General features: G+C 69.6%; 23 protein-coding genes. 12 read left to right on the plus strand and 11 right to left on the minus strand.

The genetic code is table 11. The features are described from left to right. The first annotated feature begins 95 nt into the window (after window positions 1–95). Window positions 96–1,241 (plus strand): threonine synthase, encoded by a 1,146-nt coding sequence (locus tag N5875_RS13830; RefSeq protein WP_338493972.1) that lies wholly within the window; start codon window positions 96–98, stop codon window positions 1,239–1,241. Between the two features lie 40 nt (window positions 1,242–1,281). On the opposite strand, the gene N5875_RS13835 is transcribed toward N5875_RS13830, so the two are convergent. The 5 genes from N5875_RS13835 to N5875_RS13855 all read right to left on the minus strand — a co-directional run bounded on the left by N5875_RS13835 (window position 1,282) and on the right by N5875_RS13855 (window position 7,409). Continuing rightward, the gene (locus tag N5875_RS13835) at window positions 1,282–2,037 is read right to left on the minus strand and encodes a DUF4232 domain-containing protein (RefSeq protein WP_338493974.1); all 756 of its coding nucleotides are present in this window, start codon (window positions 2,035–2,037) and stop codon (window positions 1,282–1,284) included. Between the two features lie 138 nt (window positions 2,038–2,175). Continuing rightward, window positions 2,176–4,821: a BTAD domain-containing putative transcriptional regulator gene (locus N5875_RS13840; protein WP_318209016.1), complete on the minus strand. Its 2,646-nt coding sequence runs from the start codon at window positions 4,819–4,821 to the stop codon at window positions 2,176–2,178. Window positions 4,822–5,114: 293 nt separating this feature from the next. Beyond that, window positions 5,115–5,585: a DIP1984 family protein gene (locus tag N5875_RS13845; RefSeq protein ID WP_318209015.1), complete on the minus strand. Its 471-nt coding sequence runs from the start codon at window positions 5,583–5,585 to the stop codon at window positions 5,115–5,117. 111 nt (window positions 5,586–5,696) lie between these two features. Next, the gene (locus N5875_RS13850) at window positions 5,697–6,188 is read right to left on the minus strand and encodes a cupin domain-containing protein (RefSeq protein ID WP_338493976.1); all 492 of its coding nucleotides are present in this window, start codon (window positions 6,186–6,188) and stop codon (window positions 5,697–5,699) included. Window positions 6,189–6,398: 210 nt separating this feature from the next. Then, on the minus strand, window positions 6,399–7,409 hold the full coding sequence (locus N5875_RS13855) for a WYL domain-containing protein (protein WP_338493978.1): 1,011 nt from the start codon (window positions 7,407–7,409) through the stop codon (window positions 6,399–6,401). Between the two features lie 63 nt (window positions 7,410–7,472). Between N5875_RS13855 and N5875_RS13860 the strand changes: the two genes are divergently transcribed. Then, complete coding sequence (locus N5875_RS13860; RefSeq protein WP_338493981.1) at window positions 7,473–8,627, plus strand: epoxide hydrolase family protein; 1,155 nt, start codon at window positions 7,473–7,475, stop codon at window positions 8,625–8,627. Between the two features lie 431 nt (window positions 8,628–9,058). On the opposite strand, the gene N5875_RS13865 is transcribed toward N5875_RS13860, so the two are convergent. Continuing rightward, complete coding sequence (locus tag N5875_RS13865) at window positions 9,059–9,475, minus strand: SRPBCC family protein (RefSeq protein WP_338493983.1); 417 nt, start codon at window positions 9,473–9,475, stop codon at window positions 9,059–9,061. A 27-nt stretch (window positions 9,476–9,502) separates the two neighbouring features. Next, window positions 9,503–9,880, minus strand: a complete 378-nt coding sequence (locus tag N5875_RS13870) for a VOC family protein (RefSeq protein ID WP_338493986.1) — start codon at window positions 9,878–9,880, stop codon at window positions 9,503–9,505. Between the two features lie 136 nt (window positions 9,881–10,016). On the opposite strand from N5875_RS13870, the gene N5875_RS13875 reads away from it, so the two are divergent. Further along, window positions 10,017–10,850, plus strand: coding sequence for an AraC family transcriptional regulator (locus N5875_RS13875; protein WP_318209009.1), 834 nt, complete (start codon window positions 10,017–10,019; stop codon window positions 10,848–10,850). 304 nt (window positions 10,851–11,154) lie between these two features. Next, window positions 11,155–11,538: a tyrosine-type recombinase/integrase gene (locus N5875_RS13880; RefSeq protein ID WP_338493989.1), complete on the plus strand. Its 384-nt coding sequence runs from the start codon at window positions 11,155–11,157 to the stop codon at window positions 11,536–11,538. A 222-nt stretch (window positions 11,539–11,760) separates the two neighbouring features. Here N5875_RS13880 and N5875_RS13885 read toward each other — a convergent pair whose 3' ends face one another. Continuing rightward, entirely contained in the window at window positions 11,761–12,078 is a 318-nt protein-coding gene (locus N5875_RS13885) for a tyrosine-type recombinase/integrase (RefSeq protein WP_338499164.1), read from the minus strand. A 25-nt stretch (window positions 12,079–12,103) separates the two neighbouring features. Between N5875_RS13885 and N5875_RS13890 the strand changes: the two genes are divergently transcribed. From N5875_RS13890 to N5875_RS13915, 6 genes are all read left to right on the plus strand, one after another. Next, entirely contained in the window at window positions 12,104–12,313 is a 210-nt protein-coding gene (locus N5875_RS13890; RefSeq protein WP_338499391.1) for a hypothetical protein, read from the plus strand. A gap of 366 nt (window positions 12,314–12,679) precedes the next feature. Beyond that, a complete protein-coding gene (locus N5875_RS13895; RefSeq protein WP_338499165.1) occupies window positions 12,680–13,933 on the plus strand; it encodes a helix-turn-helix transcriptional regulator in 1,254 nt (417 codons plus the stop codon). 307 nt (window positions 13,934–14,240) lie between these two features. Then, entirely contained in the window at window positions 14,241–15,035 is a 795-nt protein-coding gene (locus N5875_RS13900) for a toll/interleukin-1 receptor domain-containing protein (RefSeq protein ID WP_055418048.1), read from the plus strand. Continuing rightward, on the plus strand, window positions 15,032–17,032 hold the full coding sequence (locus N5875_RS13905) for a hypothetical protein (RefSeq protein WP_338493995.1): 2,001 nt from the start codon (window positions 15,032–15,034) through the stop codon (window positions 17,030–17,032). The genes N5875_RS13900 and N5875_RS13905 overlap by 4 nt, the downstream gene beginning before the upstream one ends. 98 nt (window positions 17,033–17,130) lie before the next feature. Continuing rightward, window positions 17,131–18,369 carry a hypothetical protein gene (locus N5875_RS13910; protein ID WP_338493997.1) on the plus strand — a complete coding sequence of 413 codons (1,239 nt, stop codon included), beginning with the start codon at window positions 17,131–17,133 and terminating at the stop codon, window positions 18,367–18,369. Between the two features lie 500 nt (window positions 18,370–18,869). Next, a complete protein-coding gene (locus N5875_RS13915; protein WP_055418051.1) occupies window positions 18,870–19,316 on the plus strand; it encodes a phosphoribosyltransferase in 447 nt (148 codons plus the stop codon). On the opposite strand, the gene N5875_RS13920 is transcribed toward N5875_RS13915, so the two are convergent. After that, the gene (locus N5875_RS13920; RefSeq protein WP_338494000.1) at window positions 19,294–19,647 is read right to left on the minus strand and encodes a hypothetical protein; all 354 of its coding nucleotides are present in this window, start codon (window positions 19,645–19,647) and stop codon (window positions 19,294–19,296) included. The two genes, N5875_RS13915 and N5875_RS13920, sit on opposite strands and share 23 nt — an antisense overlap. Before the next feature lie 153 nt (window positions 19,648–19,800). On the opposite strand from N5875_RS13920, the gene N5875_RS13925 reads away from it, so the two are divergent. Further along, complete coding sequence (locus N5875_RS13925) at window positions 19,801–20,865, plus strand: serine/threonine-protein kinase (RefSeq protein ID WP_318197186.1); 1,065 nt, start codon at window positions 19,801–19,803, stop codon at window positions 20,863–20,865. 87 nt (window positions 20,866–20,952) lie between these two features. Here N5875_RS13925 and N5875_RS13930 read toward each other — a convergent pair whose 3' ends face one another. Beyond that, complete coding sequence (locus N5875_RS13930; protein ID WP_338494007.1) at window positions 20,953–21,330, minus strand: hypothetical protein; 378 nt, start codon at window positions 21,328–21,330, stop codon at window positions 20,953–20,955. A 259-nt stretch (window positions 21,331–21,589) separates the two neighbouring features. On the opposite strand from N5875_RS13930, the gene N5875_RS13935 reads away from it, so the two are divergent. Next, the gene (locus tag N5875_RS13935) at window positions 21,590–22,006 is read left to right on the plus strand and encodes a tyrosine-type recombinase/integrase (RefSeq protein ID WP_338499167.1); all 417 of its coding nucleotides are present in this window, start codon (window positions 21,590–21,592) and stop codon (window positions 22,004–22,006) included. Window positions 22,007–22,115: 109 nt separating this feature from the next. Here N5875_RS13935 and ychF read toward each other — a convergent pair whose 3' ends face one another. Then, window positions 22,116–23,204 carry a redox-regulated ATPase YchF gene (gene ychF / locus N5875_RS13940; protein ID WP_318209007.1) on the minus strand — a complete coding sequence of 363 codons (1,089 nt, stop codon included), beginning with the start codon at window positions 23,202–23,204 and terminating at the stop codon, window positions 22,116–22,118. Window positions 23,205–23,418 lie beyond the last annotated feature (214 nt).

Below are 23,418 nucleotides of genomic sequence, written 5' to 3' on the forward strand. Positions count from 1 at the left end.
CTCGCACATCTGGCTGCCGAGCGAAAGATTGACTGATCCATAGGAATCCCACAAGGGTTCTCGACACCCCGCAACACCCGCGCCACACAGCTGACATGCTGATCACCATGACCTCGTACGTGTGCCCCGACTGCCGGGTTCACTCGCCCACGGACACCCTCACCTGGTGTTGTCCGAAGTGCCGCGGCCCCTGGGACCTGGAGTTCACCGGCGGCCCGGTTCCACTCCCGTCACTCACGTCACTCGCGTCACGACGAAATTCGTTGTGGCGTTACGAGGAGGCGCTGCCGCCGATGCCGTGCGCGCCGGAGGTGACGCTCGGGGAGGGACGCACGCCACTCGTCCCCCTCGAAGAAGGGGAGGAGGGATCGATTTCCGCCAAGCTCGACTTCCTCATGCCGACCCTGTCCTTCAAGGACCGCGGCGCGGTGATGCTCGCCGCCCACGCCCTCCGCCTCGCACGGAACGGCACTCTCCGCCGGGTCGTCGCCGACAGCAGCGGGAACGCCGGCACGGCGATCGCCGCCTACGGTGCGCGGGCCGGGCTCGACTGCCTCGTGTACGTCCCCGAGGGCACCTCCCCCAAGAAGCTGGAGCAGATCCGGGCGCACGGGGCCCAGGTCGTCGAGGTCCCCGGCGACCGCGAGGCCACGGCCCGCGCCGCGCGGGCGGCCGCCGACGAGCCCGGCACCTTCTACGCCTCGCACGTCTACAACCCGTACTTCCTGCACGGCACCAAGACCTATGTCTACGAGCTGTGGGAGGAGCTCGGCGGCCGCCTCCCGGACGCGATCGTCGTCCCCGTCGGCAACGGCACCCTGCTTCTCGGCGCCGCCCTCGCACTGGACGAGCTGCACCGCCACGGGCTCACGGACAACCGCCCCGCCCTCGTCGCCGTCCAGGCGGAGGCCGTCTCCCCGCTGGCCGCGGCCTTCCACGCAGGGGCGGACGACCTGGTCGGGGCGGCCCCCGCGCGCCCCACCCTCGCCGAGGGCATCGCGATCCCGGCGCCGCCCCGCGCCCGCCAGATCCTGCGTGCGGTACGGGCGACGGGCGGCACGTTCCTGACGGTGACGGAGGAGCAGATCCGCACCGCCCAGCGGGATCTGGCCGGCCGCGGCCTCTTCGTCGAATCCACCGGGGTGGCCTGCTGGGCGGCGGTCAGGGCCGCCGCGCCGAGGCCCGGCCTCACCGTGGTGCCCCTGTGCGGGGCGGGGGCGAAGACGGGCCTGGCGCGGTGATCCTCGGGAACGGCCGGGCGGGCGTCGGGGGCGAGGCCGATCAGAACTCGTCGGCGCCGTTGCGGAGCTGGTCCGTCCAGTAGCCGGTCTTCGCGGCGGCCTCGTCGACGGCCAGGCCGCCCGCGGGGGCCTTGACGACGATGCTGCCCTCGGCCGGGCCGCCGGCGGCGAAGAGGTTCACGTTGAAGCTCTTCACGACCTTGTTGTTCTCGTGGACGCCGCCGAGCGAGACGCGCACGTTGGCGTACGCGGGCGCGCCGGGCTTCAGGAGGACCGGAGCGGCCGGCTTGCTCTTGGCGACGGCGGGGATGTCCTTGGCGGTCTGGATCGGGCCGAAGGCGATCAGCGGGTACTCCAGCAGGGTGCAGGCGCTGCCGGAGGTGTTGGTGGCGGTGAGGACGATGTGCTCGGTCGGGACCTCGTCGGCCTTCGCGGCCGTGACCGTGATGTCGCCGTAGGCGCAGGCGGGCGCCTTGGCGGAGGTCTTGCCGCCGGAGGTGCTGCCGGTGGCCGTGGAGCCCTTGGTGCCGGTGCCTCCGGTACCGCCGGTGGCCGTGGATCCGCCGGTGGAGCCCGAGCCGCTCTTGGCGGCGGTCTGGTCGGCGGTGCCCGCGGCGGCGGTCCCGTTGTCGGTGGTCCCGGTGTCGCCGTTCCCGGAGCCCTGCTGCGAGGCGCTCGCGCTGCCCGCGTCCTTGGCGCCGGTGGCGCTGTCGCCACCACCGCAGGCGGTGAGGCCGAGCGAGAGGGCGGCGACGGCCGCGGCGGCGAGGACGGTGGACTTGTGGTGGGTACGCATGGTGGTTCTCCCCCGTGAAGCGTTCGGTCGGTGCGGGTGCGCCGGGGCGACTGCCCCGGCGCGAGGGCTCCGGGTACGTCGTGTACTCGGTGCTGTATCCAGCTTCCGGCCCCCCGCTGCCGTCCCGCTTGCGTACCGCTAACGATCCGCTGACAGGCGCGAGAGGCCCGCCGCCGCCCGCGCCGAACCCTCGGTGAAACCGGCCGCTTCGGCCGCCACGATCGCGCGTTCCAGCTGGTCGGCGGCCTCTTGGTGGCGACCGATGCCGGCCAGCGCCTCACCCCGCACGATCTGCAGCTGTGCCTGGACGACCACCGCGTCGGGTGCGACGAGTTCCCCGGCGCGAAGGGTGTGCGCGAGCGCGGCCTCGTAGTCCCCCGCCTTCATGCAGTGCCCCGCCAGGTGATGGAGCGTGAGCACCTGGGTGGACGGATGACCCGTGCGGTCGGCGAGCGAGACGGCGTGCACCATGAGCAGCCCGGCCCGCTCGTGCTCCCCTGTGGCATCCAGGACGGCCGCGTGGTTGACGTACGCGATCGCCTCGCTGATCATGTCGCCGGCCCGGGCGGCGAGGCCGGGCGCCTTCTCCAGATGGACGAGCGCCTCGGCGTCCCGGCCCTCCTCGTGCAGGATCCAGCCGAGCAGCGCCCTGGTCCGCGACTGCGCGTCGAAGTCGCCCACGTGCTCGGCCGAGGCGAGTCCGGCCTCCAGGAGCGGTGTCCAGCCGTCCCCGATCCTCATGAGCATCAGCGGCCACTGCACCAGGGCGAGCCGCCAGGCCCTGTCGTGCAGGCCGAGGGCGGCCGCGGCGGTGACGGCGCCCTCCAGGGCGGCGCGCTCGGCCACGTACCAGTCGAGGGCCGCCGTACGGTCCTCGAACTCACGGGTCGCGGCGGGCCGGCGGGCGTCGGCGGGCAGCGAGTAGCAGGGCTGGGAGCCCGGCTCGGCGGCGGCGTCGGCCGCGAGCCCCGTGAACAGGTAGTGGTCGAAGAGGCGGCGCAGGCCCTCGGGGTCGGCGTCCTCGGCGAGGTGGCGGGCGTAGAGCCGTACCAGGTCGTGCGGCATCCAGCGGCCCGGGACGGACTCGGTGAGCAGATGGGCGGCGGCCAGCCGGTCCAGGTCCGCGGAGGCCTGCCCCGGGGACGTGCCGACGAGCGCGCCGGCCGCGAACCGGTCCAGGTCGGAGCCGGTGTGCAGGCCGATCACGCGGAACAGCCGGGCCGCGGAGTCGGGCAGCTGCTGCACGGTGAGGTGCAGCGCGGCGGAGACGCCCCGGTCCTCGACGTCCAGGAGCATCAACCGGCTCTGCTCGTCCGCGAGTTCGCCGACCATCGCGTCGAGCGTCCACTGGGGGCGCTCGGCGAGCCGGGCGGCGGTCACGCGCAGGGCGAGCGGGAGGCCGTCGCAGAGTCCGGCGAGCCGTGCGGCGGCGGCCGGTTCGGCGGCGACGCGTGTCTCGCCGAGGACGGTGGTGAGCAGGGCGGCCGAATCGGCCGGGGGGAGGTGGCCGAGGGGTACCGGCCGGGCCGCGTCGGAGGCGATGAGGCCGCCCAGCCGGTCGCGGCTGGTGACCAGGGTGGTGCAGTGGTCGCCGCCGGGCAGCAGGGGCCTGACCTGCTCGGAGGAGCGGGCGTTGTCGAGGACGACGAGCAGCCGGCGGCCGGCGGTCAGGGAGCGGAACAGGGCACCACGCGCCTCGACGGCCTCCGGGATCCGCTGCGGCTGCACGCCGAGCGCGAGCAGGAACTCACGGAGGACGGCGGCGGTCTCGGGGGCCGGGGTGTCGCTGAAGCCGCGCAGGTCGGCGAAGATCCGTCCGTCGGGGAAGTCGGCACGACGCTCGTACGCCCAGTGCACGGCGAAGGCCGTCTTGCCGACGCCGGCGGGCCCGGTGACCAGGCAGACGGGTCCGTCGCCGCCCCGGACCGCCCGGTCGAGGGCGGCGAGTTCGGGACCGCGCCCGGTGAACCCGCGCGGGGCGCGGGGCAGCCCCTCCGGCGCCGGGACCGCGACGGGAGCGACGAGCCGGGGCACGGTCACGGGCTCGGCGGAGCGGAGCAGCGTCGCGTACGCCTCGCTGAGCGTCTCGCCGGGATCGACGCCCAGTTCCTCGGCGAGCAGCCGCCGGGTGCGGTGGTACCAGTCGATCGCGTCCGACTGCCGGCCCGAACGGCCCAGGGCCAGCATCAGCGCGGCCGCGAGGGACTCCCGCAGCGGGTGCGCGACGGCCTCGGTACGCAGCACGGCGGCGGCCCTGGCATGCTCGCCGAGCTCCCCGTACGCCTCCGCCAACGCCTCCACCGAGGCCAGCCGCAGCTCTTCGAGCCCCCCGGCCGCCGCCTCCAGGGGCCGGCTGTGCACGGTCCCGGTGAGCGCGGGCCCCTGCCAGTACGACAAGGCCTCCCGCAGCATCCGTACCGCGTCGGCGGGCCGCCGCTGCACCCCGGCGAGCGCCACGAGCTCCTCGAAGCGGTGCGCGTCCACCAGTGTTTCCGGCATCCGCAGCACGTACGCCGAGCCCTGCGTGGCCAGTTCGACCCCGTACGCCTCCGCCCCGTGCTCGGCGAGCAGCGCCCGCAGCCGCGAGACGTGCCCCTGCAGCACGGTCTTGGCGTGGGTGGGCGGCTCCTCCTCCCAGAGCGCGTCGATCAGCTGACCGACGTTCACCGCGCTGTTGGGCCGCAGCAGCAGGACGGCGAGAAGGCTGGACCGTTTGGCGGGCCCCAGGGCTACGTCCCCGTCCTCCGTCACCAGCGCAACGGAGCCGAGCAGCCGGAACTCCACCAGTACACCTCCGCGATCCGTCTCCCCCATTTCCCCAGCAGTCGAGGATACGTGGGGTGGACGGGTCGAAAGTGACGTGGAGATCCCCGATCCCGCCCTCATCGTCCGAATCTGCACATGGTCATGAACTGTGCGCTGTGCACCGTTACCTGTGCGCTGTGCTGAGCGGCTGTGTAAAACGGGGAATCGAACCCCTGCGCTGCTCCCCACGCACCAAGATGACCGGATCGACCGCCGGTCACGGCTTGTGCACGCCTTCGGGACGACTACCTGCTCCACGTCGAGCGACTCGCTCAGTCCAGCAGATCGACCTCCCAGTTCGACCGCTGGATCAGCACGTCGACCTCACGGATCTCCCGCGCCAGCACATCGGCCTGCGCCCGCAGCGGGGCCACGGGAAACGCCGACAGCATCTTCAGCTCGGACCGCAGCTGCCGCACCCGTCCCTGCTGGTCCCGCCCGGCGGCGGCGTCGGCGGCCGACGTGACGACGGAATGCCGCAGCCGCAGCACATCGCGCCGCGCCAGCGCATCGGTGAGCGTGCCCCCGCCCTCGACGACGGCCTGGGCGTTGGTCCGGTTGATCCGCCGGATCAGCTCCTCCAGCTCCGTCAGGACCTCGCCGGTCTCGGCCAGCAGGGCGGCCGCGTCCTCGGCAGGCTCCTCGCCCTCCTGATACCGGGCGCTGCCGACCACCCGCGCCCGCAACTGCTCGACCCGCCGAGCGGCATCCGCCCTCAACACCAACGCCTCGGCAAGCTTCAAGACCCCGCACCTCCACCACGACGATTCCGGCTGAAAGTATGCCCGCCGCCGACCACCACCGCGGACCGGTTACGGCAGCGGTGACGCGGTGGTGCCGCGGGCGCTCCTTCTCTACTCCACGAAGTAGGAGTCGTGGCGGACGAAGAACTCCGCCCGCTCCTCGTCCGTCGCGTCCGCCATCGCCGCCAGGCCCTCGAAGTACTCCTCACGCGGGGCGCCCGGGGCGAAGATCATCAGCATCTCGGCGGGTACGTCCGAGTCGTTGCGGAAGGCATGCAGCCCGCCCTGCGGCACGTACAGGAAGTCGCCCTTCCTGGCGTCGACCCAGTCCTCGCCGTCGAACAGCCGCACCGTGCCGTCGAGGACGAAGAACGACTCCGAGATCGTCTTGTGGAAGTGCGTCTTGGGCCCACCGGCCCTGGCGCTCATCTCCACCCGGTAGAGCCCGAACTCCCCTTGCGTGGAAGCCTTGGTGGCCAGGTAGTGAATCGCGTCCTTGCCCGCGACCCCGAACTCGGGCGGGGTGTCCACCGCCCGGAAGACCGCACTGACCTCGCCCTCCTCGCGGTGGTAGACCTGCTCCGGATACTCCGGGTACGACATCGGATCCCCCTTGATCGACGGCCCTGCCGGACGTGGCAGCACCCTCCTTGACCAACCACGAGCCGACCGGCGTATTCCGACACCCCACCGACCACCCCACCCCGGCCCGGCCACGCCATTGCGGGGCCGATGTGACAAAGCTACCCGTTGAGTGTGTTTCCTGTTCAGCTGGCCGAAATTCGGGCCGAAGCCGGTCATCGAGCGCGCCGCCTACTGTGCGCCGGCCTGCTCGTGGCCACCCCTCTCTGCTGTCTCGACCCGACCGTGGTGCTGATCCGTCGCGCTGGTGAGCCGGGCCGCCAGCGTCTTGATGTGCTCGACAAGTTCTGGGGGTTCGTGCACGTGGAAGTCGAAGCCTTTGGTTGTCACGTAGATGGCCAGCTCGTCCAGCGAGTTGGATCCGGCCCGCAGGGTGCAGCTGTGCTCGTCGATCGCTTCCAGCGCTGCGGTGGTGGGGGAGATCCGCTCGGCCGCGGTCTCGGCGCTGACGTACAGGGTGAACCGGGCCTGGTAGCGGTAGGCCGACGTGGAGATCGCCCGTGAGGTGTAGCCGCTGAGATCGGGGTCTGGCGGGGTGCGCGGGGTGAACCGGGGGCCGGTGGGTGTGCGCGGGGCGAGGCGGTCCACGCGGTAGGTGCGCCAGTCCTCGCGGTCGGTGTCCCACCCGATGAGGTACCAGCGCCGGCCGGTGTGCACCAGGCGGTGGGGCTCGGTCGTGCGGATGCTGGTGGTTCCGTCGTGGGTGCGGTAGTCGAAGCGCAGGCGCAGCGAGTCGCGGCAGGCGGCGGCGATGGCGGTGAGGGTGCTCGGGTCGACGGTGGGGCCGGTGTTGGCCATCGGCACCGTCACCGACTGCAGGGCGTTGATCCGGTGGCGCAGCCGGGACGGCAGTACCTGTTCGAGCTTGGCCAGGGCCCGCACCGAGGTCTCCTCGATGCCGGTGATCGAACCGCCGGCGGCCGTGCGCAGGCCCATCGCGACCGCGACGGCTTCGTCGTCGTCGAGCAGCAGCGGTGGCAGGTCCGCGCCGGCACCCAGCCGGTAGCCGGCGGTGCCCGCGGTGGCGAGCACGGGGTAGCCGAGGTCGCGCAGCCGGTCGATATCGCGGCGTACGGTGCGCGGAGTGATCTCCAGTCGCTCGGCCAGTTCGCCGCCGGACCAGTCGCGTCGGGTCTGAAGGAGCGAGAGCAGTCGCAGTAGTCGTGTCGAGGTTTCCCACATGGTGTGAAGCCTGCCATCAACCTAGGACCGGATCTGTCCTAACCGGCTCCTAGGGTTGCCGGCATGGACAACAACGACGAGATCCGGCCTTTCACCATCGACATTCCCCAGGCCGACCTGGACGACCTGAGGGACCGGCTCGCCAGGACCCGGTGGGCCGCGGACCTGCCCGATGCCGGCTGGAGCCGCGGGGTGCCGGTGAACTACCTCAAGGGGCTGGCCGAGTACTGGCGCGATGGCTATGACTGGCGCGTCTACGAGCGGGAGCTGAACTCCTACCCGCAGTTCACCACCGAGATCGACGGGCAGAACATCCACTTCCTGCACGTGCGCTCGCCCGAACCGGACGCGCTGCCGCTGATCCTGATCCACGGCTGGCCCGGCTCGATCGTGGAGTTCCTGAACGTCATCGGCCCGCTGACCGACCCGAGGGCACATGGCGGCGACCCGGCGGACGCGTTCCACCTGGTGATCCCGTCGATCCCCGGCAGCGGGTTCTCCGGGCCGACCCGCGAGGCCGGTTGGGACACCAACCGGGTGACCAGGGCGTTTGCCGAGCTGATGAACCGGCTCGGCTACGACCGCTACGGCGCGCAGGGCGGCGACACCGGCGCGGTCATCTCCCCGGGACTCGGCCGGCTCAACCCCGACAAGGTCGTCGGCGTGCACGCGAACGGGCTCACCGCGTTCACCGAGGTCAACCCGGACGAGGTGGGAGAGCTGACCGAGGCCGAGCGGGCGCGGCTGGAGAACCTGCAGTACCTGGAGACCGAGCAGTCCGGCTACGCGATGATCCAGATCTCCCGGCCGCAGACCCTGGCGCACGGCCTGCACGACTCCCCGGTCGGGCAGTTGGCCTGGATCGTGGAGAAGTTCAAGGAGTGGACCGATCCCACCGCCGAACTGCCCGAGGACGCGGTGGACCGGGATCTGTTGCTCACCAACGTGATGCTGTACTGGCTGACCGGCACCGCCGGGTCCTCGGCCAACAGCTACTACGAGACCGCGCATGCCGGAGCCTGGGGCGCCAGTGAGCGTTCCACGGTGCCGACCGGGGTCGCGGTGTTCCCCATGGACGTGTCGATCCGGCGCACTGTCGAGCTCGAACACACCGTCGTGCACTGGTCCGAGTTCGACCGCGGCGGCCACTTCGCCGCCATGGAGGCTCCCGACCTGCTCGTCGGCGACGTCCGGGAGTTCTTCCGCAAGCTGCGCTGAAACCACCGCGGCGCCGACCTCGATCAAGTCGGCGCCGCGGCAGCATTCGGTGCTCGGGCTCAGTGAATGACCGGGATGGACCACGACCGGCGATCGCCGGACATCCGGGAGCGCCTGCGACCAGCCGTGCTCAGATCCTGCGGGTGACGAACTGCGCCCACCGCTGCTGCCAGTCTGCGTGTTCCGGGCTTTCCAGGGCGGGCACGCTCCTCAGGTCCTCGGGGAGCTCGGTCTGGGCGGCCGCAGGCCGAGATTCCAGGGGGCCGTGATGAGCTCAACGGCAGCAGCCATGGCCGTCTCCTTTCCACCGGTGGATTGGGGGGCGCTGGGGGGGCAGCGCCGAGCGATGGGGGCTCTGTCGATGAACCGGGGGCCCGGCACCAGAGGCAGACCATGTGGCACGCCCGGCCCGGCGCAGGCCCTCGAAGGAGTCAGGAAGCGGGGGCGGATGCGGTGCTCAGGGTCCGCCGGATCACCTGTACCCCCTGACCGACCATCGTGGCGATGGGCTCCGCCAGGCTGTGCGGCTGTACGTCGGTGATCCAGACGAAGCGGCTGCGACCGCTGGCTTCGGCGAACACCTGCATGGAGGCGTGGTGGTGGACGACGTCCAGGGATCCGCCCACCACCGAGTAGGCGATGCGCCGGGCGTCGGCGTCCAGCGACACGATGAGTTCGTGCACCACCGTGCCGTCTGCGAAGGTCACCACCCGGACGTCGCCTTCGACACGCGTGTCGACGACGAAGCCCGGGACGAGTCTGCGGTGGACTTGGCCCCAATCGTGGATCGCCGCCCAGACCTCTTCGGGATCGGCATCGATCAGGACGTCTCGGTGAACGGTTGCCATGGGTGGCTCTCCGTTTCTCTTGGAGGGTCAGTTGGTTGCGGTCGTGGCCGGGATCAGACAGAAGGGGTGGCCTTGGGGGTCGGTGAGGACGACCCACTGGCCCTCGCCCGGCTGGAAGGCGGGGCGGAACGCTCCGAGGGCGAGCAGTTCCTCAACCGCGTGGTCCAGATCGGGGACGGTGAAGTCGAGGTGCAGGTGCTTGTCCCCTTCAGGCCACTGCGGCGCCTGGTATCCCTCGACACGGACGAAGGCCAGTCCCGGCCCTGTGCTGTCCCCGCCGAGGGAGGCGAAGTCCTCGGCGCTGTATGTGAGCTCCCGACCGGTTGCCTTCTGGTAGAAGGCGGCGAGCGCGACCGGGTCGGCGCAGTCGACGACCACGGTGGTGAGCTGTTCGAGAACGGGCATGAGCGGACTCCCCAGAATCGTGAATGATCGAAAGCCTCACGGGCTTCGGAGAAGAGCCTGCCCTCGTCTCCCCGACCAGGTCTTGAACATCCTTGCGGCGGCGGGGCTGTCAGACCCGCCGCGTACGGTGCGGACCATGCTCTCCGCCGAACCCGTCGCCAGACGGCCCGACTTCGACATCAGCGCGGTCGCCTGCCGCAGCGATCACACCCGCTGGTCGGCCCCCGAGGTCTGCGGCTCCTACCGCGTGGTGCTGGTGCGGCGCGGCCGCTTCCGCCGCCGTGCCGCCGGATCGGCCCTCGACCTGGACACGAGCCTCGCCTACCTCGGAGCCCCCGGCGAGGAGGAAAGCTTCGCCCACCCCTCCGGCGGCGACCACTGCACCTCGATCAGCGTCACTCCCGCGCTCTGGCGCTCCCTGGCCGGTGACGGGCCCCGGGTCGAGACGGAGGCGATCTACGTCGATCCCGCCCTCGACCTGGCCCACCGGCGCCTGCTCGCGGCCGCCCGCTCTGGGGACATCGACTATGCCACCACCGAGGGGCTGCTGACCCTGCTGGCGACCGCGGTCACCCGTGCGGTCCCCGGACCGACGCCCTCCGCGGGCGGCGGGCCCGCCGCCCGCGACCGCGCCCTCGTCACGTCGGCCCGCGAAGCGATCAACGACGATCACCCGGCCGCCGCCACCCTCTTCTCCCTCGCCGAACTCCTTGGTACCTCCCCCTACCGTCTGAGCCGCGCCTTTCCCCGCGAACTCGGAGTCTCCGTGACCCATTACCGCCACCGTGTCCGCATCGGCCGCGCCCTGGACCGTATGGAGGGCGGCGAGACCAGCCTCAGCACCCTCGCCGCCGACCTCGGCTACGCCGACCAGGCCCACCTCACCCGCACCTTCCGCCACCACCTCGGCCACACCCCGACTGCCTTGCGCCGCCTGCTGGCATCGGCAGACGCACGGCGGATCGGGTGACGGCCGAACGACAGCAGGACGGGCCCGGGCCCGCCTCACCAGCAGCAGAGGAGTCGATGCCCTCGCCACGATGCGTGGCGAGGGCATCTGACTGTGTCAGCGGTGCCGACCGCGTACTTCGAGCCTCTTGGCCACTGGTGTGGCCGGAGGGTGCAGTGTGGCGGACACGGACGAGGCACCGCTGACGGTGCTTCGCGTGCGAGCCGCTTGAGCCCGCCTGTTCGGTTGAGCAGTGATGCGCCAGTTGAGGATCTGGCGGAAAAACAAGACCGCTCGCTCGCACCGCACAGTCCCGCTCCCCCGCGTGGCGGTGGATGCGATGAAGGCCCACCTGCGGGACTTCCCCGCCGATGGGCCCGAGGGCTGGATCTTCACAGCGCCGCAAGGCGGACCCGTGGTCTACACGCACTTCATGGACGCATCCTGGCGGCCCGCCCGCGCGAAGGCCGGCATACCGAAGGGCACCGGACCCCACGCCCTCCGGCACCACTACGCCAGCCTGCTGATCAAGCACGGCGAGTCCGTGAAGACCGTCTCCGAGCGCCTCGGCCACACCAACGCGGCCATGACGCTGAACATCTACACCCACCTGTGGCCCGACTCCGAGGAGCGGACCCGGGCCGCAGTCGACAAGGCGTACGCGGACCAGTCCGCCGATACCCGGCCGCAGGTCGAAGAAGCGGCGTAGCCGCTCCCCCATGCGCTGACCGAAGTCAGCACGCCGCGGACTCCGTGCGGACCGCAAAGGCCGCCCAACCCGCTCCGTCGCAGGTCAGACGGCCTTTCGCCGGACGTATCAGACGTTGAAGCGGAACGTCGAGCAAGGCCCTCCCACCTGCGGAAACGTTTCATCTGGGTCATCCATCCCAGCACCATCCCAGCACGGGGGGTTCATCCCAGCACAAGGGCCTCACGCCGCAGGCGCGAAGGCCGTCTGCATGATGTCCCGACAACGATCCCACGACTCGGGGACCAGGTGTCCGTAGATGTCCACCGTGGTCTTGATCGACTTGTGGCCGAGCCAGCGCGAGACCTCGTGGATCGGGATGCCGGCGGCCAGCGCAGTTGAGGCGAAGAAGTGCCGGAGACTGCCGGGCGTGTACTTGGCCTTGCCGTCCACATCGACCAGGCCGGCCGACACGCACGCCTTCCTGAAGTGGTAGCCGTAGGTGGAGGCGGTGGGCATCACACCCTTGCCACGCTGACGCAGGGCGAAGAAGACCTCCAGCCGCTGTCGCCTGCCCCGCCGACCGGTGAAGTTCTGGCAGGTGGACGCCGGCCGCACGTACGGCGTCTCCGACCCCGGCCTGGACTGGGAACTCGACTGGAGTGCGCCCTGGGAGCACCTGGTCGAAAAGTCCCGCACCTGGTCCCTGCGGGAAGCCTCCGAAGCCCCCGTCGGCGACAACACCTTCGTCGTCCCCACCTGGATCGACTGTACCGACCTGTACCCGGATAAGTGACCGATGCCGTTCCGGCACCCGCGGAGACCAGCTGCGGCTACGTAGTCGAGCGCTGTGTCTTCGCGAAGGACGGGACCCCGCCCATGGGCCTGTCGCTCTCGAACACTTTGTTCCGATCATGGTCAATCCCGGTCGCCCCGAGGAACGGGCAGGGAACAACGAAGAACGAAAGAGGCAACGGGCAACACCGTCGAACCCCGATTCTCCAAACGAGGGTCGTGCCAGACTCAGTTTCGGACGCGAAGCGAAACGACACCGTTACAGCAAGTGTTCACCATCGGGTTTCGCGTCGACCGGTGGTCGTCTGATGACGGCTCCCGTGAGGGCGGACGGCTCTCGCGGTCACTGTTCAAGGGGAGGTTGATGATGAGCACGACTTTACGTTTTGGCCCGGAACTTCGCCGTTTACGAGTGGAAGCGGGGCTAACTCTTACCGAGTTCTCCGTGGCGCTCAACTACGACAAGGGGCACCTCAGCAAGGTCGAGCGCGGAGAGCGTTCCGCGTCCCCCGAACTGGCCCGGCGGTGTGACGCCTTTCTCGGCGCGGACGGCGAACTGCAGCGCCTGGTCGTCCGCCCCGAAGCGGACTCGGACTCGGGCTCCGCCGCCTCCCCCGCCGGTCCCTGCCGCTGGCTAGTCGGGCGTCGGGCAGTCCTCTCGGCGGGCACGGGAGTGCTGATCGACCTCGGCCTGAAACTCGGCGGTCAGGCGTTGTCCTACGCCGACGACCCCCTCCTGGGCTCCTACCGCATGCAATTCGACCAGCTGCGGAAGCTCGGCCAGTCCACCGCTCCCAAGATCTTGCTCCCCCTGTTGGAGGCGCAGACCCGCATGGTCGCCGGGCTCGCCTCCGACGCCCGGTCCACCTCCCGGGCCCCTGCGTTCCTGCTCGCCTCACGGTTCGCGGAGTTCACCGGCTGGATGGCCCAGGAGGCCGGGGACAGCGACGCAGCACTCGGCTGGACGGGCGAGGCCGTCGAATTGGCGCGCGCCGGGGGTGACCCGTACCTCGGTTCCTACGCACTGGTGCGGCGCGCCCTGGTCACAATGTACGGCGGGGACGCCGCTGGCACCGTCGCCCTGGCCCGCCGCGCCCAGAGCAGCGAACTCCCACCGCGCATCAGGGGACTCGCGGCCCAACGAGAGGCCCAAGGGCACGCGCTCGTCGGCAACGAAGTGGACTGCCTCCGCAGCCTCGATAGGGCGCGGGAACTGCTCGCCGACGATGACGCCCTCAACGGCGCCGAGCCCGTGATCGGCACCTCACACGTGAGCGATCCGGCGGCGATGTCGACCGGCTGGTGTCTGCACGACCTCGGGCGCCCCAAGACTGCTGCCGAGGTACTCGACCGAGAGTACCGCCGCCTCCCGCCGCACGCGCTGCGTACCCGCGCCCGGTACGGCTTCCGCAGGTCCCTGGCACATGCCGCCTCCGGGGAGGTCGAGCACGCGTGCGCGATCGCCGGGGAGCTCCTGGGAGTGATGCCGGCCGTGCCCTCGGCGACGGTGAACAGCGACGTCCGACGCCTCTCACGGGAACTGTCCCGGTTTCGGAGCAGCCGCGCCGTACGTGATCTACAACCCGCGCTGGCGCGCGTACTCGCTCCCGCGCACGACTGACAGCCTCTCCACGACCGACACGGACTCGAGCCGCCCGGCTCGCCCCACTACCGCCCCCTCGGGCCCTCCGGATCCCATGATCCCCCGCGGCCTCTCTGATTCCCGCCCGACGCGTCGCATCGCGCCCCCCGGCTTCTCCGGGCTGCCCGCAGCCAGTGACGCACAGGCGGTGCCCCTCCATTCGCATGCCCTCCCGTGGACGCGCCATGCCGTCACACGGTCGGGACCCCATGGCTCGGGTGAACCGAAACCCCGGTCCACAGCCCTGTGCCCGTTCACTCGTCTTTCTCTCACGAAGGGAACCTTCATGCCCGACGTCTTCGTCAACTACCGCACAGGCGACGAGGAATCCGCCGCGACCATGATCGCCCGGGAGCTCACCCGGAGGTTCGGCGACGAGCGGATCTTCTTCGCCAGCAACTCAATTGATCCCGGACGCCGTTTCCCGGCGGAACTGGTCAGGGCGGTGGAGGAGTGCGAGGCGCTCCTCGCCGTGATCGGCCCGCGCTGGGCGGAGGTACGGGGGACCGACGGCCGCCCCGCGCTCGAAGCCGAACAGGACTGGACCCGTCGCGAGATCCAGACCGCGCTCGACCGCGGGATCCTGGTGATCCCCGTGCTCGTCGGAAAGGCCACGCGGATCGACCGCACCGTCCTTCCGGACGATCTGCTGGAGCTGGCGGACTTCCAGTACAGGCGGTTCGACCACCGCAACGCCGAATCGGACCTGACGACGCTCGGAGACACCCTCGCCCGGCTGCTGCCCGAGCTGAGCAGGGTGGACCGCGACGGCCGTGCGGCAAGGGAGCGGACGGAGGCGAAGTCACACGAGAAGTCGGCCCGGGACACCGGGCACATCAGGATGCGGACGCGTGACGTCGAACAGCGCGTGCGCGGCGGCATCGGAAACCTCAACGGAGACCTGTCCGGCACCTTCGTCAACGAGCCGCAGGGGCCCGTGAACACCGGCCGGGGCCACCAGTACAACGCGCCTCACTTCGAGGGCGACAACACCGGGGTCCAGTTCACCGCCGGCGACAACAGCGGTACGGTCCACCAGCGCTTCGAGCGCGAGCGCCGACGCTGGGACGACGGGCGATGACCGAGCAGGACCGCGTCACCGTCAGCGATCCGCACGGCCCGGTGAACAACGGCGAGGGGCATCAGTACGTCTTCTACGGCGCTGCCACGGACTGGATGACCCGCAAAGGGGTCGAGTCCCTCCGGATCGCCCTCGAGGACCGGGTGCGCCTGGCCGACCGGTTCGTTCCCCCTAGGGGCTACCGCATCGCCGCCGACCACTTGGAGAAACCAGGATCGGTGGTGCTGCTGGAGGGACCGCCCGGCAGCGGCCGCCGTGCCGCGGCAATCATGCTGCTGCACGGGGTCGGGGATGACAGGAACACCGACGAGGAGAGGGTTCGGGTCGAGGAGCTTCCCGCCACAGCCAAGGACGAGAACAGGAACGACAAGCCACTCACCCCCGGCGAGGGGGACCGTTTCCTTCTCGACCTCTCCGGGATCACCGACGAAGAGGAGTACACCAGGGCCCAGCGCCGTCTGGCCGTGCACCGGTCGAAGGTCCAGGAGGCGGGGGCCCACATGGTCGTCGTCCTGCCGTCGGTCATGGAGTACGCCCATGCGCCGGACTTCGAACCGCACAGGGTGAAGCTGGAGCGCCCCCGGGGCGTCGCTGTCGTCACCCGGTACCTCCGCATGGACCGGATGGCCTTCCACCCTGCGGATCTGAGGAGCGCCGGCCTCCAGCACCTGTGTGACCGCTCCCCCATGCGGGAACTGGCGCGGCTCGCGAGGCTGGTGAAGGCCGCTCGCGACAGTGGCCGGTTCGGATCCGACTTCGCGGGATGGCTCGACCAGGCGATGCACGCGGTGACCGACCGTGCCGGTGAGGTGGGTCAGCAGATGGTCGCGGTCCGCACCGCGCCCGAGCGGGCCTTGCTACTCGCGGCGGCAGTGTTCGAAGGATCTCGCGCAGACACCGTTTACGAGGCATGGCAACGCCTATTGAAGGAAGTGGGGCACAAGGAGGAGGTGACCTCCGAGTTCGCGCAGACGGACTTCGGGGAGCGGTTGAAAGCGCTCGGGATCGAACGGGCCCCGGACGGACGACTCCGCTTCGAGCGGCTGGCCTACGCCGACGCGGTGCGGACGTACTTCTGGGCGAACTTCCCCGGGGTACGCAACGGCCTCAGGGACTGGATCGGCTCTGCCGCCGAGCTGGACGGCCTGACCACCGACGACCAGGTGGACGTCGTCGTCCGCTTCGGCGAGCGGTCTCTGGCCGTCCGGCGGCCCGACGACCTCTTCGGCCTCGTGGTGCGCTGGGCGAACGACGCGGCCAGGGCGTCCAGCGATCCGCGAGCCGCGACAGCTCTCGAACTCGGTCTTCGGCACGAGGAGTTCGGGGGGCGGTTCCGCAGGCGGATGTACGAGTGCGTCACGAGGTCCGGCTCCTTGTCTGACGGCCTGGCCCGTGTCCTGACAACCGCCTGTCACCAGAGCCTCGGCGCGACGCACCCAGATCAAGCAGTGGTGCGCCTCCACCACCTCGCCGTACGGAGGGAGGGGGCAGCGCACGGGGCCCGGGAAGCGCTTCTCGACCTCGCCGGCCGTGACCGTCGGCTCTACCGACTGCTGATCGACCGCCTGCGGGACCGGGCACGTCCGGAACAACCCGGGGCACATTCCCATCTCCACCTGCTCGCAGAGCTGTTGAGGAGCGACCGAGCGCCGGACCCACCCCGCTGGCCGGACCTGTTCCTGGGCTGGAAGACGGTGTTCTCGCAACCGCCGACGGAACTCTGGAACCCGCTGGTGAGCAGCTGGCTGGACGCCGTGGCGGACGACCGCACGCAAGAGATGGCGCTGGACGTGATGGTCAGGGCGACGCACGGCCGCACGGCCGCCCTCCACCGCCTCTACGTCATCGCCTGCGGCTGGGCACGGTCTGCGCGCCACCCGTCCCGGGCAGCCGTCGCCGCCCTCTTCTGGCGGCACATCGACCAAGCGCAGTACGCCCGCCCGGAGAGTAAGGAGCGTGCGGGCGCCGAACCACGGATCACGGAAGAGGAACGATGAAACACCGTTTTCCCAGCCTGCTGTTCGTCGCTCTCTGCGGCCTCGCACCGGCTGTGCTCGGACACTTTCTGGACTGGTCGGCATGGTTGTGGGGCTTTATGTCCATGGTCACGGCCTCCGGTTCCCTGCTGCTCGTGATGACGGTCCTCAGCAGTGGCCACACGTCCGCCGACCCGTACGAGCCCGGGGAGCCCGAGCCGCCCGCGGTGCCGACGGAGCAGCCGTACCAGGAGGCACGGGTGGTCGACGCGGCGCTGTCGAGCGCGACGAACGGCTACGACTTCCTCTTCTCCGCCACCGTGTGGTGGAGGCCGGTCCCCGACCACGCCGGCCAGGCAGACAGTGCCTCCTCAGCCCTCGCCGTGTCCTCGGTCGTCAGCCGGGCCCTGGAGGTCGTCCGTCACGAGGAACCCGGCCGGGCCAGCTTCGCACGGTATCTCTTGGAGGGGCAGCTGGGCATCCCGCTCCCCGACCTGAGCGGACGGGTGAAGGCCATGGCGGCCGATGTGACGCTGACCCTCGCCCCCGCCGACCGCGAACGCCTGCAGAAGCTGAACGACCTTCGCAAGGACGAGGAGATCTGGGAGTACGAGCGTCAGCACGAGCGCAACAAGCGGCGCTACCTCGGTGACGACGTGCTCAAGAGCGCGGGCAGCGCGGTGGTGTGGTGGCTCGCCCGCCACGAGAACGAAATCGAGAAGGCGGTCGACATGATCGGCCCGCTCGCACAGGTCGCGGCGGCGGCCAACGACGAGGAAGTGCCCGAGCTCTTCCGCCACCTGCTCGTCCCACCCGTGAGCGCACGGAGCGAAGCGACCGTCGGGGGCCCGCTGTGGGACGGGGACGACCACGGAGGAGGGGTCTTCGACCGCGAGGAGGAAGTAGGGGTCTCGGATCGACTGCGCCTGTTGCTGACGGAGGCGGGCCTGAAGCCGGACATGGACGGGTACACGGTGCTCGCGCACCGCGTAATGAGGTTCTTGAAAACGGAGGGGCTGGACGAGGCCGCCGCCGAGATCAGGCAGGCCTTTGGCCTGGCTCCCGGCGATGGCCCGGAGGACGAGCCTTCGAGCGAGGGGAACACTACCGGCCCCTGGCCGCCCCGCTCCCCGGCCCCCGAAGGCCCGCCGTTCACCGACCCGGACGTGGCCCCCGGTGCGAGCACGTTCACACCGAGGACGGCGGAGGGCAGCGCGAACGCCGGTGACCGGGACCAGGATCGGTGGGAGACGAGCGAGGACGACACTCCGCCTCCCCACTTCTGGGACCCGTCGCACAGCCCGCACCGGCCCGCCGAACCCCGCCCATGGAACGAGGACGACGAGAACGGGGTCTGATCCGGTAGACGGTCAGCTCGCCGAGGCTCCCCTTCACCGCACACCGCGGCAGGGGAGCCTCTCCTGTCCTGCGAGACCATCACCGGGCCCGTCCGTTGGCCTGGGTTCGACCTGCGTTGGAGCCACGATGCGGCGCAAGGGATGGTGGCCATCGGGTTCGTCTTCCCACACGGCCGGGTCACCGTCTTCAACGCGCTCGACGAGAACGGCCTGAGCTTCATGGCGCCCGAGCCCTTCTACGAGTGCCACTCCCTGGAGTAGCTGCCCTTGGATGTCTTCTGGATGCTGCTGCGCTCACGTGCTTGATCGGCAATCGGTACCACTCTCTCCCCGGAGACGTGTTACACCTCAGGACGGGTGATGGGTAGCCGTTCGGCTTGCCGCGCGCAGCAGCCGAAGGCAGTGTCGTTGGTAACGGAATCAGCGTCGGTATTGGCACGCCGCCGTTGCCCATCAAGACTGCACATACCGAAAGCCAGCGATCCTATGGGGGTGTACCGATGAGCGATCTGTTGGACGCCGTGGACACGGCTCACAGCAACATCGAGCGCCTCACCGATCCGGGTGCACTACGCGACGCCACCGAGCAAGTGATCGCTGTCGCTCGCCAGTGCGGCGCCCAAGCGGTCCTTGCCGCCAGCCCCGTTGCCGAACGCTTGGTCGGCGCGCTCCTGTCGTCATGCAGCGACTTGGTCAGCTTGTCCTCGCAGGCAGCCGCAGCCTCACAGAACGTACTGATCGTGGACGTCAACCTTGCCAGCGGCACTACGGTGGCGCAGGCCGCCCGCCACGCCCGCAGCCGCGGAGCACGGCGTATCCACGCAGTCGTCCTCCATCAACTGACCGCGGTTGCAGCACAGGCCGCAGACTGCGGCGTAGATGCATTGGACGTCCTCGGAGAACGACCGCCGACCCGCTCTTTGTCTACGACAGATTCGGGTCTGTAGTAGATGCAGCGGGCAAACCCGTAAGGGCCGCAGCAGCGGCCACCGATCGCCTAGAGTCCAGCGTCTTACCGCGTGCCAGTGCCTCCGCCTTGCTCAGGCCAAGCGCCTCGCCGACTTCCTTGCCGTTGCGGTACACAACCTGCTGGATCTTGTGATCGCGACACACGTATCCGAGAGCACCTTCGATCATGAGGCGATGTCGGGGTGCCGCCTTGCGGTTCCCGGCGGGACTAACGTCCGCAACGCAGATCACCACGGCGTTGGGATTCAAGGCCGAGAGCTTGCTACTGAGCATGCGCCCCAGGTCTTCAACCTGGTCGATGACCTCCAACGCCGCCGTTCGAAGCTCACAAGCCTCCTGAATCTGGGGCTCGTCCTGCGATCCTCCCAGGACAACGCAGGTAACTACAGGGCCTCGCCCTGCCGCTGGAAAGCCCACACTGATCCCAAGTACCTCCATGCACAGCACTATAGAGTGACAGGCATGTCGGGAACGGTCATCGCCCAGGTCGGCAACCACCAGGTCGGGAACCGCATCAGTGATCGCTACAAGGTGCTGGAACACCTCGGGGGCGGGGCTGGTGGCCAGGTCTATCGGGTCGAGGACGAGCATCTGCGCGCAGAGGTGGCGCTCAAGCTCTTCGAACCGCAGTCAGGTCAGCCAGCCACGTGGGACGAAGCCCAGGCGCTCAAGGAGCTGCAGAGCCAGTACCTCCTCCCCGTCTACAACGCCGACATCGCCAGCGGGACCGACATCCGCTACATCACGATGCCCGTCATGGACGGCGATCTTGAAACAGCTTCAGTACCGTTCGGCATCGACATCGCCAAGGCGGTGCGCTGGGGCCAGCAGCTCGGGCACGGACTTGAGCGCGTCCACGCCGCCGGCCTACTGCATCGCGACGTCAAACCAGGCAACGCGTTCGTCGACACCGGCAACAACGTCCTGCTGGGAGATCTTGGTTTTGCCGCGCGGATGGATGCCGACGGCTATACCGCCGCGAACGGAACATACGCCACCGTAGCTCCGGAGGTACTGAGTACAGGCAAATGCTCGGTGGCCTCAGACGTCTACTCGCTGGCTGCCACCATGTTCTACCTCCTGTCCGGGCAGTACCCGAACGGGCCGATAACCCTGGGACGAAGCGCCCGCAGGGAGCGAATTCTCCACGGCCAGTTCGACAAACTGCGCGATGTCGCCCCGCATGTCTCCCAGGGCCTCGGCAGCGTCGTCGAGCGAGGACTCTCTCTCGATCCAGTTGCTCGTCCCAGCAGCGCGCAAGCTCTCGCAAACCAACTCGCTCAATGTGTACGCCCTCACAGACCTTGGCGCCGCGTCACACCCCACGACGGTCACGACCAATGCTTTGAAGGGGGCGCCACCAACACGGCGAAGGCAGTCTCGGTCTGCGCGGTACAGGACGCACGTGGGCGCTACGGCGTCGAGGTGCGCCACGAGACAGGCCGGCGAGCACGCCAGCACGAGAAGAGCGGACTCCAACGAGACAGCCTTCCTGCCGCTTTGCGCACTGTGCTTCGCAACCTCTAGCACGGTATTGAGGACGGCAGAATTCCATTCCGTACTGTCCCGCCCGCCAGCACGAGTGAGCGGGTTACTGGCTGCCTTCCCGGGGCGCTACACACGCTTACGGGCGGAAGCAGTCACGGCCTCAGCAGCCGAAGCTGCGGATCGAAGCAGACAAGCCCCATCGATGCCGCGAGGTCCGCAGCGTAGGCCGACGCTTCCTCGGCCATGCTGTACCGCATTGGGAAGTAGAGGCCCGGCCGCCTCGCCGATCAACGGCCCCGTCGACCAAGGGGAGGTGCCCTCCTCGTCCTCCGTGAGATCCACCCATCGCGCCAAGAGCCCAGCAACGTACTCCGCGATACGCGGTGACGGTGGAAACTCTTCCTCCGTGTCGATGTAGCGGTCGTACAGCTGGGTGAGGACCTCGCCCGCGATCACATCGTCAGCGGGCTTGCTGCCTTCCCACACCGCCAGGTCGTAGCTCATGGGCGAACTGTGCCACGCCCTACTGACAGTACCGCTTGGCGTCGATCAGCAGGCCAGCCGCACCAGACGTCCGAGGGAGCTGTTCCGTTCCGCCCATGACCGCACCAGACGATCTACTCCTTCGGATCGAGCAGGAGCCTTCCCTTGCTGCCGCGCTCGCCTGGCCTGGCGACTTCGACATCGAGCGCCGGGACCCCATTGAGGACCTTGCCCTTCCCGCCGGGCTTCCCTCCCCTGCACCCGATAGCCGGCTGCGGCGCTGGCGGCACCTACTTCCTGTGCGGGGAAGCCGGGGCCGAGGAGAGGCCCGTCCTGTACGCCGACTCGGAGGGCCGCCGATGGGCCCGAGGGCTGGATCTTCACAGCGCCGCAAGGCGGGCCCGTGGTCTACACGCACTTCATGGACGCATCCTGGCGGCCCGCCCGCGCGAAGGCCGGCATACCGAAGGGCACCGGACCCCACGCCCTCCGGCACCACTACGCCAGCCTGCTGATCAAGCACGGCGAGTCCGTGAAGACGGTCTCCGAGCGCCTCGGCCACACCAGCGCGGCCATGACGCTGAACATCTACACCCACCTGTGGCCCGACTCCGAGGAGCGGACCCGGGCCGCAGTCGACGAGGCGTACGCGGACCAGTCCGCCGATACCCGGCCGCAGGTCGAAGAAGCGGCGTAGCCGCTCCCCCATGCGCTGACCGAAGTCAGCACGCCGCGGACTCCGTGCGGACCGCAAAGGCCGCCCAACCCGCTCCGTCGCAGGTCAGACGGCCTTTCGCCGGACGTAATCAGACGTTGAAGCGGAACTCCACCACGTCGCCGTCCTGCATGACGTACTCCTTGCCCTCCATGCGGGCCTTGCCCGCCGAGCGGGCGTCGGCGACCGAGCCGGTTTCCACGAGGTCGGCGAAGGAGATGACCTCGGCCTTGATGAAGCCCTTCTGGAAGTCGGTGTGGATGACACCGGCCGCCTCGGGGGCCGTCGCGCCCTGCTTGATCGTCCAGGCGCGGGATTCCTTCGGGCCGGCCGTCAGGTAGGTCTGGAGGCCCAGGGTCGCGAAGCCCACGCGGGCGAGGGTCGCCAGGCCCGGCTCCTCGGCGCCGACCGACTGGAGGAGCTCCATGGCGTCCTCCTCGTCCAGCTCCGCCAGGTCCTGCTCCAGCTTCGCGTTCAGGAAGATCGCCTCCGCCGGGGCGACCAGCGCGCTCTGCTCGGCCTTGAACGCGTCGTCCGTCAGCTCGTCCTCGTCCACGTTGAAGACGTAGAGGAACGGCTTGGTGGTGAGGAGGTGCAGGTCGTGGAGGAGCTCCGCCTTCTCCGAGCCCTGCACGATGCCCTGCGAGAAGAGGGTGTCGCCCTTCTCCAGGATCGCCTGGGCGGCCTCGACGGCCGCGACCTTCGGCGCCGTGTCCTTCTTGATCCGCATCTCCTTCTGGAGGCGCGGCAGGACCTTCTCGATCGTCTGGAGGTCCGCGAGGATCAGCTCCGTGTTGATCGTCTCGATGTCGTCCTTCGGCGAGACCTTGCCGTCGACGTGCACGACGTTCTCGTCCTTGAAGGCGCGGATGACCTGGCAGATCGCATCCGACTCGCGGATGTTCGCCAGGAACTTGTTGCCGAGGCCCTCGCCCTCGCTCGCGCCGCGCACGATGCCCGCGATGTCGACGAAGTCGACCGTCGCCGGGAGGATCCGCTGCGAGGAGAAGATCTCCGCGAGCTTGGTCAGGCGGGCGTCGGGGACACCGACGACTCCGACGTTGGGCTCGATCGTGGCGAACGGGTAGTTGGCCGCCAGCACGTCGTTCTTGGTCAGGGCGTTGAACAGGGTCGACTTGCCGACATTCGGCAGACCGACGATTCCGATCGTGAGCGACACGGTGGCGACTTCCTGAAGTGTGGATGGTGGGCCGATCCCCCAGTTTACGGGCGGGCCGAACCGGCCAGTGACGCCGACCTTCGGTCGTTCTCGGGGGCAAGGTCACCCAAAGGGCGTGTCCCGGACCCGGTTCCCGCCCCTTCCCGACCTACGTTGGTGGAGTGGAGCAGCACAGGACAAGTCAGCCGCAAGGCCGCCGACGGCCGCAAACCCC

It is taken from the genome of Streptomyces sp. SJL17-4, from assembly GCF_036826855.1.
Taxonomy (GTDB): Bacteria; Actinomycetota; Actinomycetes; order Streptomycetales; family Streptomycetaceae; genus Streptomyces.

Bases quoted from the DNA above. Each gene is read 5' to 3' on its own strand.
- N5875_RS13830 (WP_338493972.1), top strand. From the start codon at position 96: ATGCTGATCACCATGACCTCGTACGTGTGCCCCGACTGCCGGGTTCAC.
- N5875_RS13835 (WP_338493974.1), bottom strand. From the start codon at position 2,037: ATGCGTACCCACCACAAGTCCACCGTCCTCGCCGCCGCGGCCGTCGCC.
- N5875_RS13850 (WP_338493976.1), bottom strand. From the start codon at position 6,188: ATGTCGTACCCGGAGTATCCGGAGCAGGTCTACCACCGCGAGGAGGGC.
- N5875_RS13855 (WP_338493978.1), bottom strand. From the start codon at position 7,409: ATGTGGGAAACCTCGACACGACTACTGCGACTGCTCTCGCTCCTTCAG.
- N5875_RS13860 (WP_338493981.1), top strand. From the start codon at position 7,473: ATGGACAACAACGACGAGATCCGGCCTTTCACCATCGACATTCCCCAG.
- N5875_RS13865 (WP_338493983.1), bottom strand. From the start codon at position 9,475: ATGGCAACCGTTCACCGAGACGTCCTGATCGATGCCGATCCCGAAGAG.
- N5875_RS13870 (WP_338493986.1), bottom strand. From the start codon at position 9,880: ATGCCCGTTCTCGAACAGCTCACCACCGTGGTCGTCGACTGCGCCGAC.
- N5875_RS13875 (WP_318209009.1), top strand. From the start codon at position 10,017: ATGCTCTCCGCCGAACCCGTCGCCAGACGGCCCGACTTCGACATCAGC.
- N5875_RS13895 (WP_338499165.1), top strand. From the start codon at position 12,680: ATGAGCACGACTTTACGTTTTGGCCCGGAACTTCGCCGTTTACGAGTG.
- N5875_RS13900 (WP_055418048.1), top strand. From the start codon at position 14,241: ATGCCCGACGTCTTCGTCAACTACCGCACAGGCGACGAGGAATCCGCC.
- N5875_RS13905 (WP_338493995.1), top strand. From the start codon at position 15,032: ATGACCGAGCAGGACCGCGTCACCGTCAGCGATCCGCACGGCCCGGTG.
- N5875_RS13910 (WP_338493997.1), top strand. From the start codon at position 17,131: ATGTCCATGGTCACGGCCTCCGGTTCCCTGCTGCTCGTGATGACGGTC.
- N5875_RS13915 (WP_055418051.1), top strand. From the start codon at position 18,870: ATGAGCGATCTGTTGGACGCCGTGGACACGGCTCACAGCAACATCGAG.
- N5875_RS13925 (WP_318197186.1), top strand. From the start codon at position 19,801: ATGTCGGGAACGGTCATCGCCCAGGTCGGCAACCACCAGGTCGGGAAC.
- N5875_RS13930 (WP_338494007.1), bottom strand. From the start codon at position 21,330: ATGAGCTACGACCTGGCGGTGTGGGAAGGCAGCAAGCCCGCTGACGAT.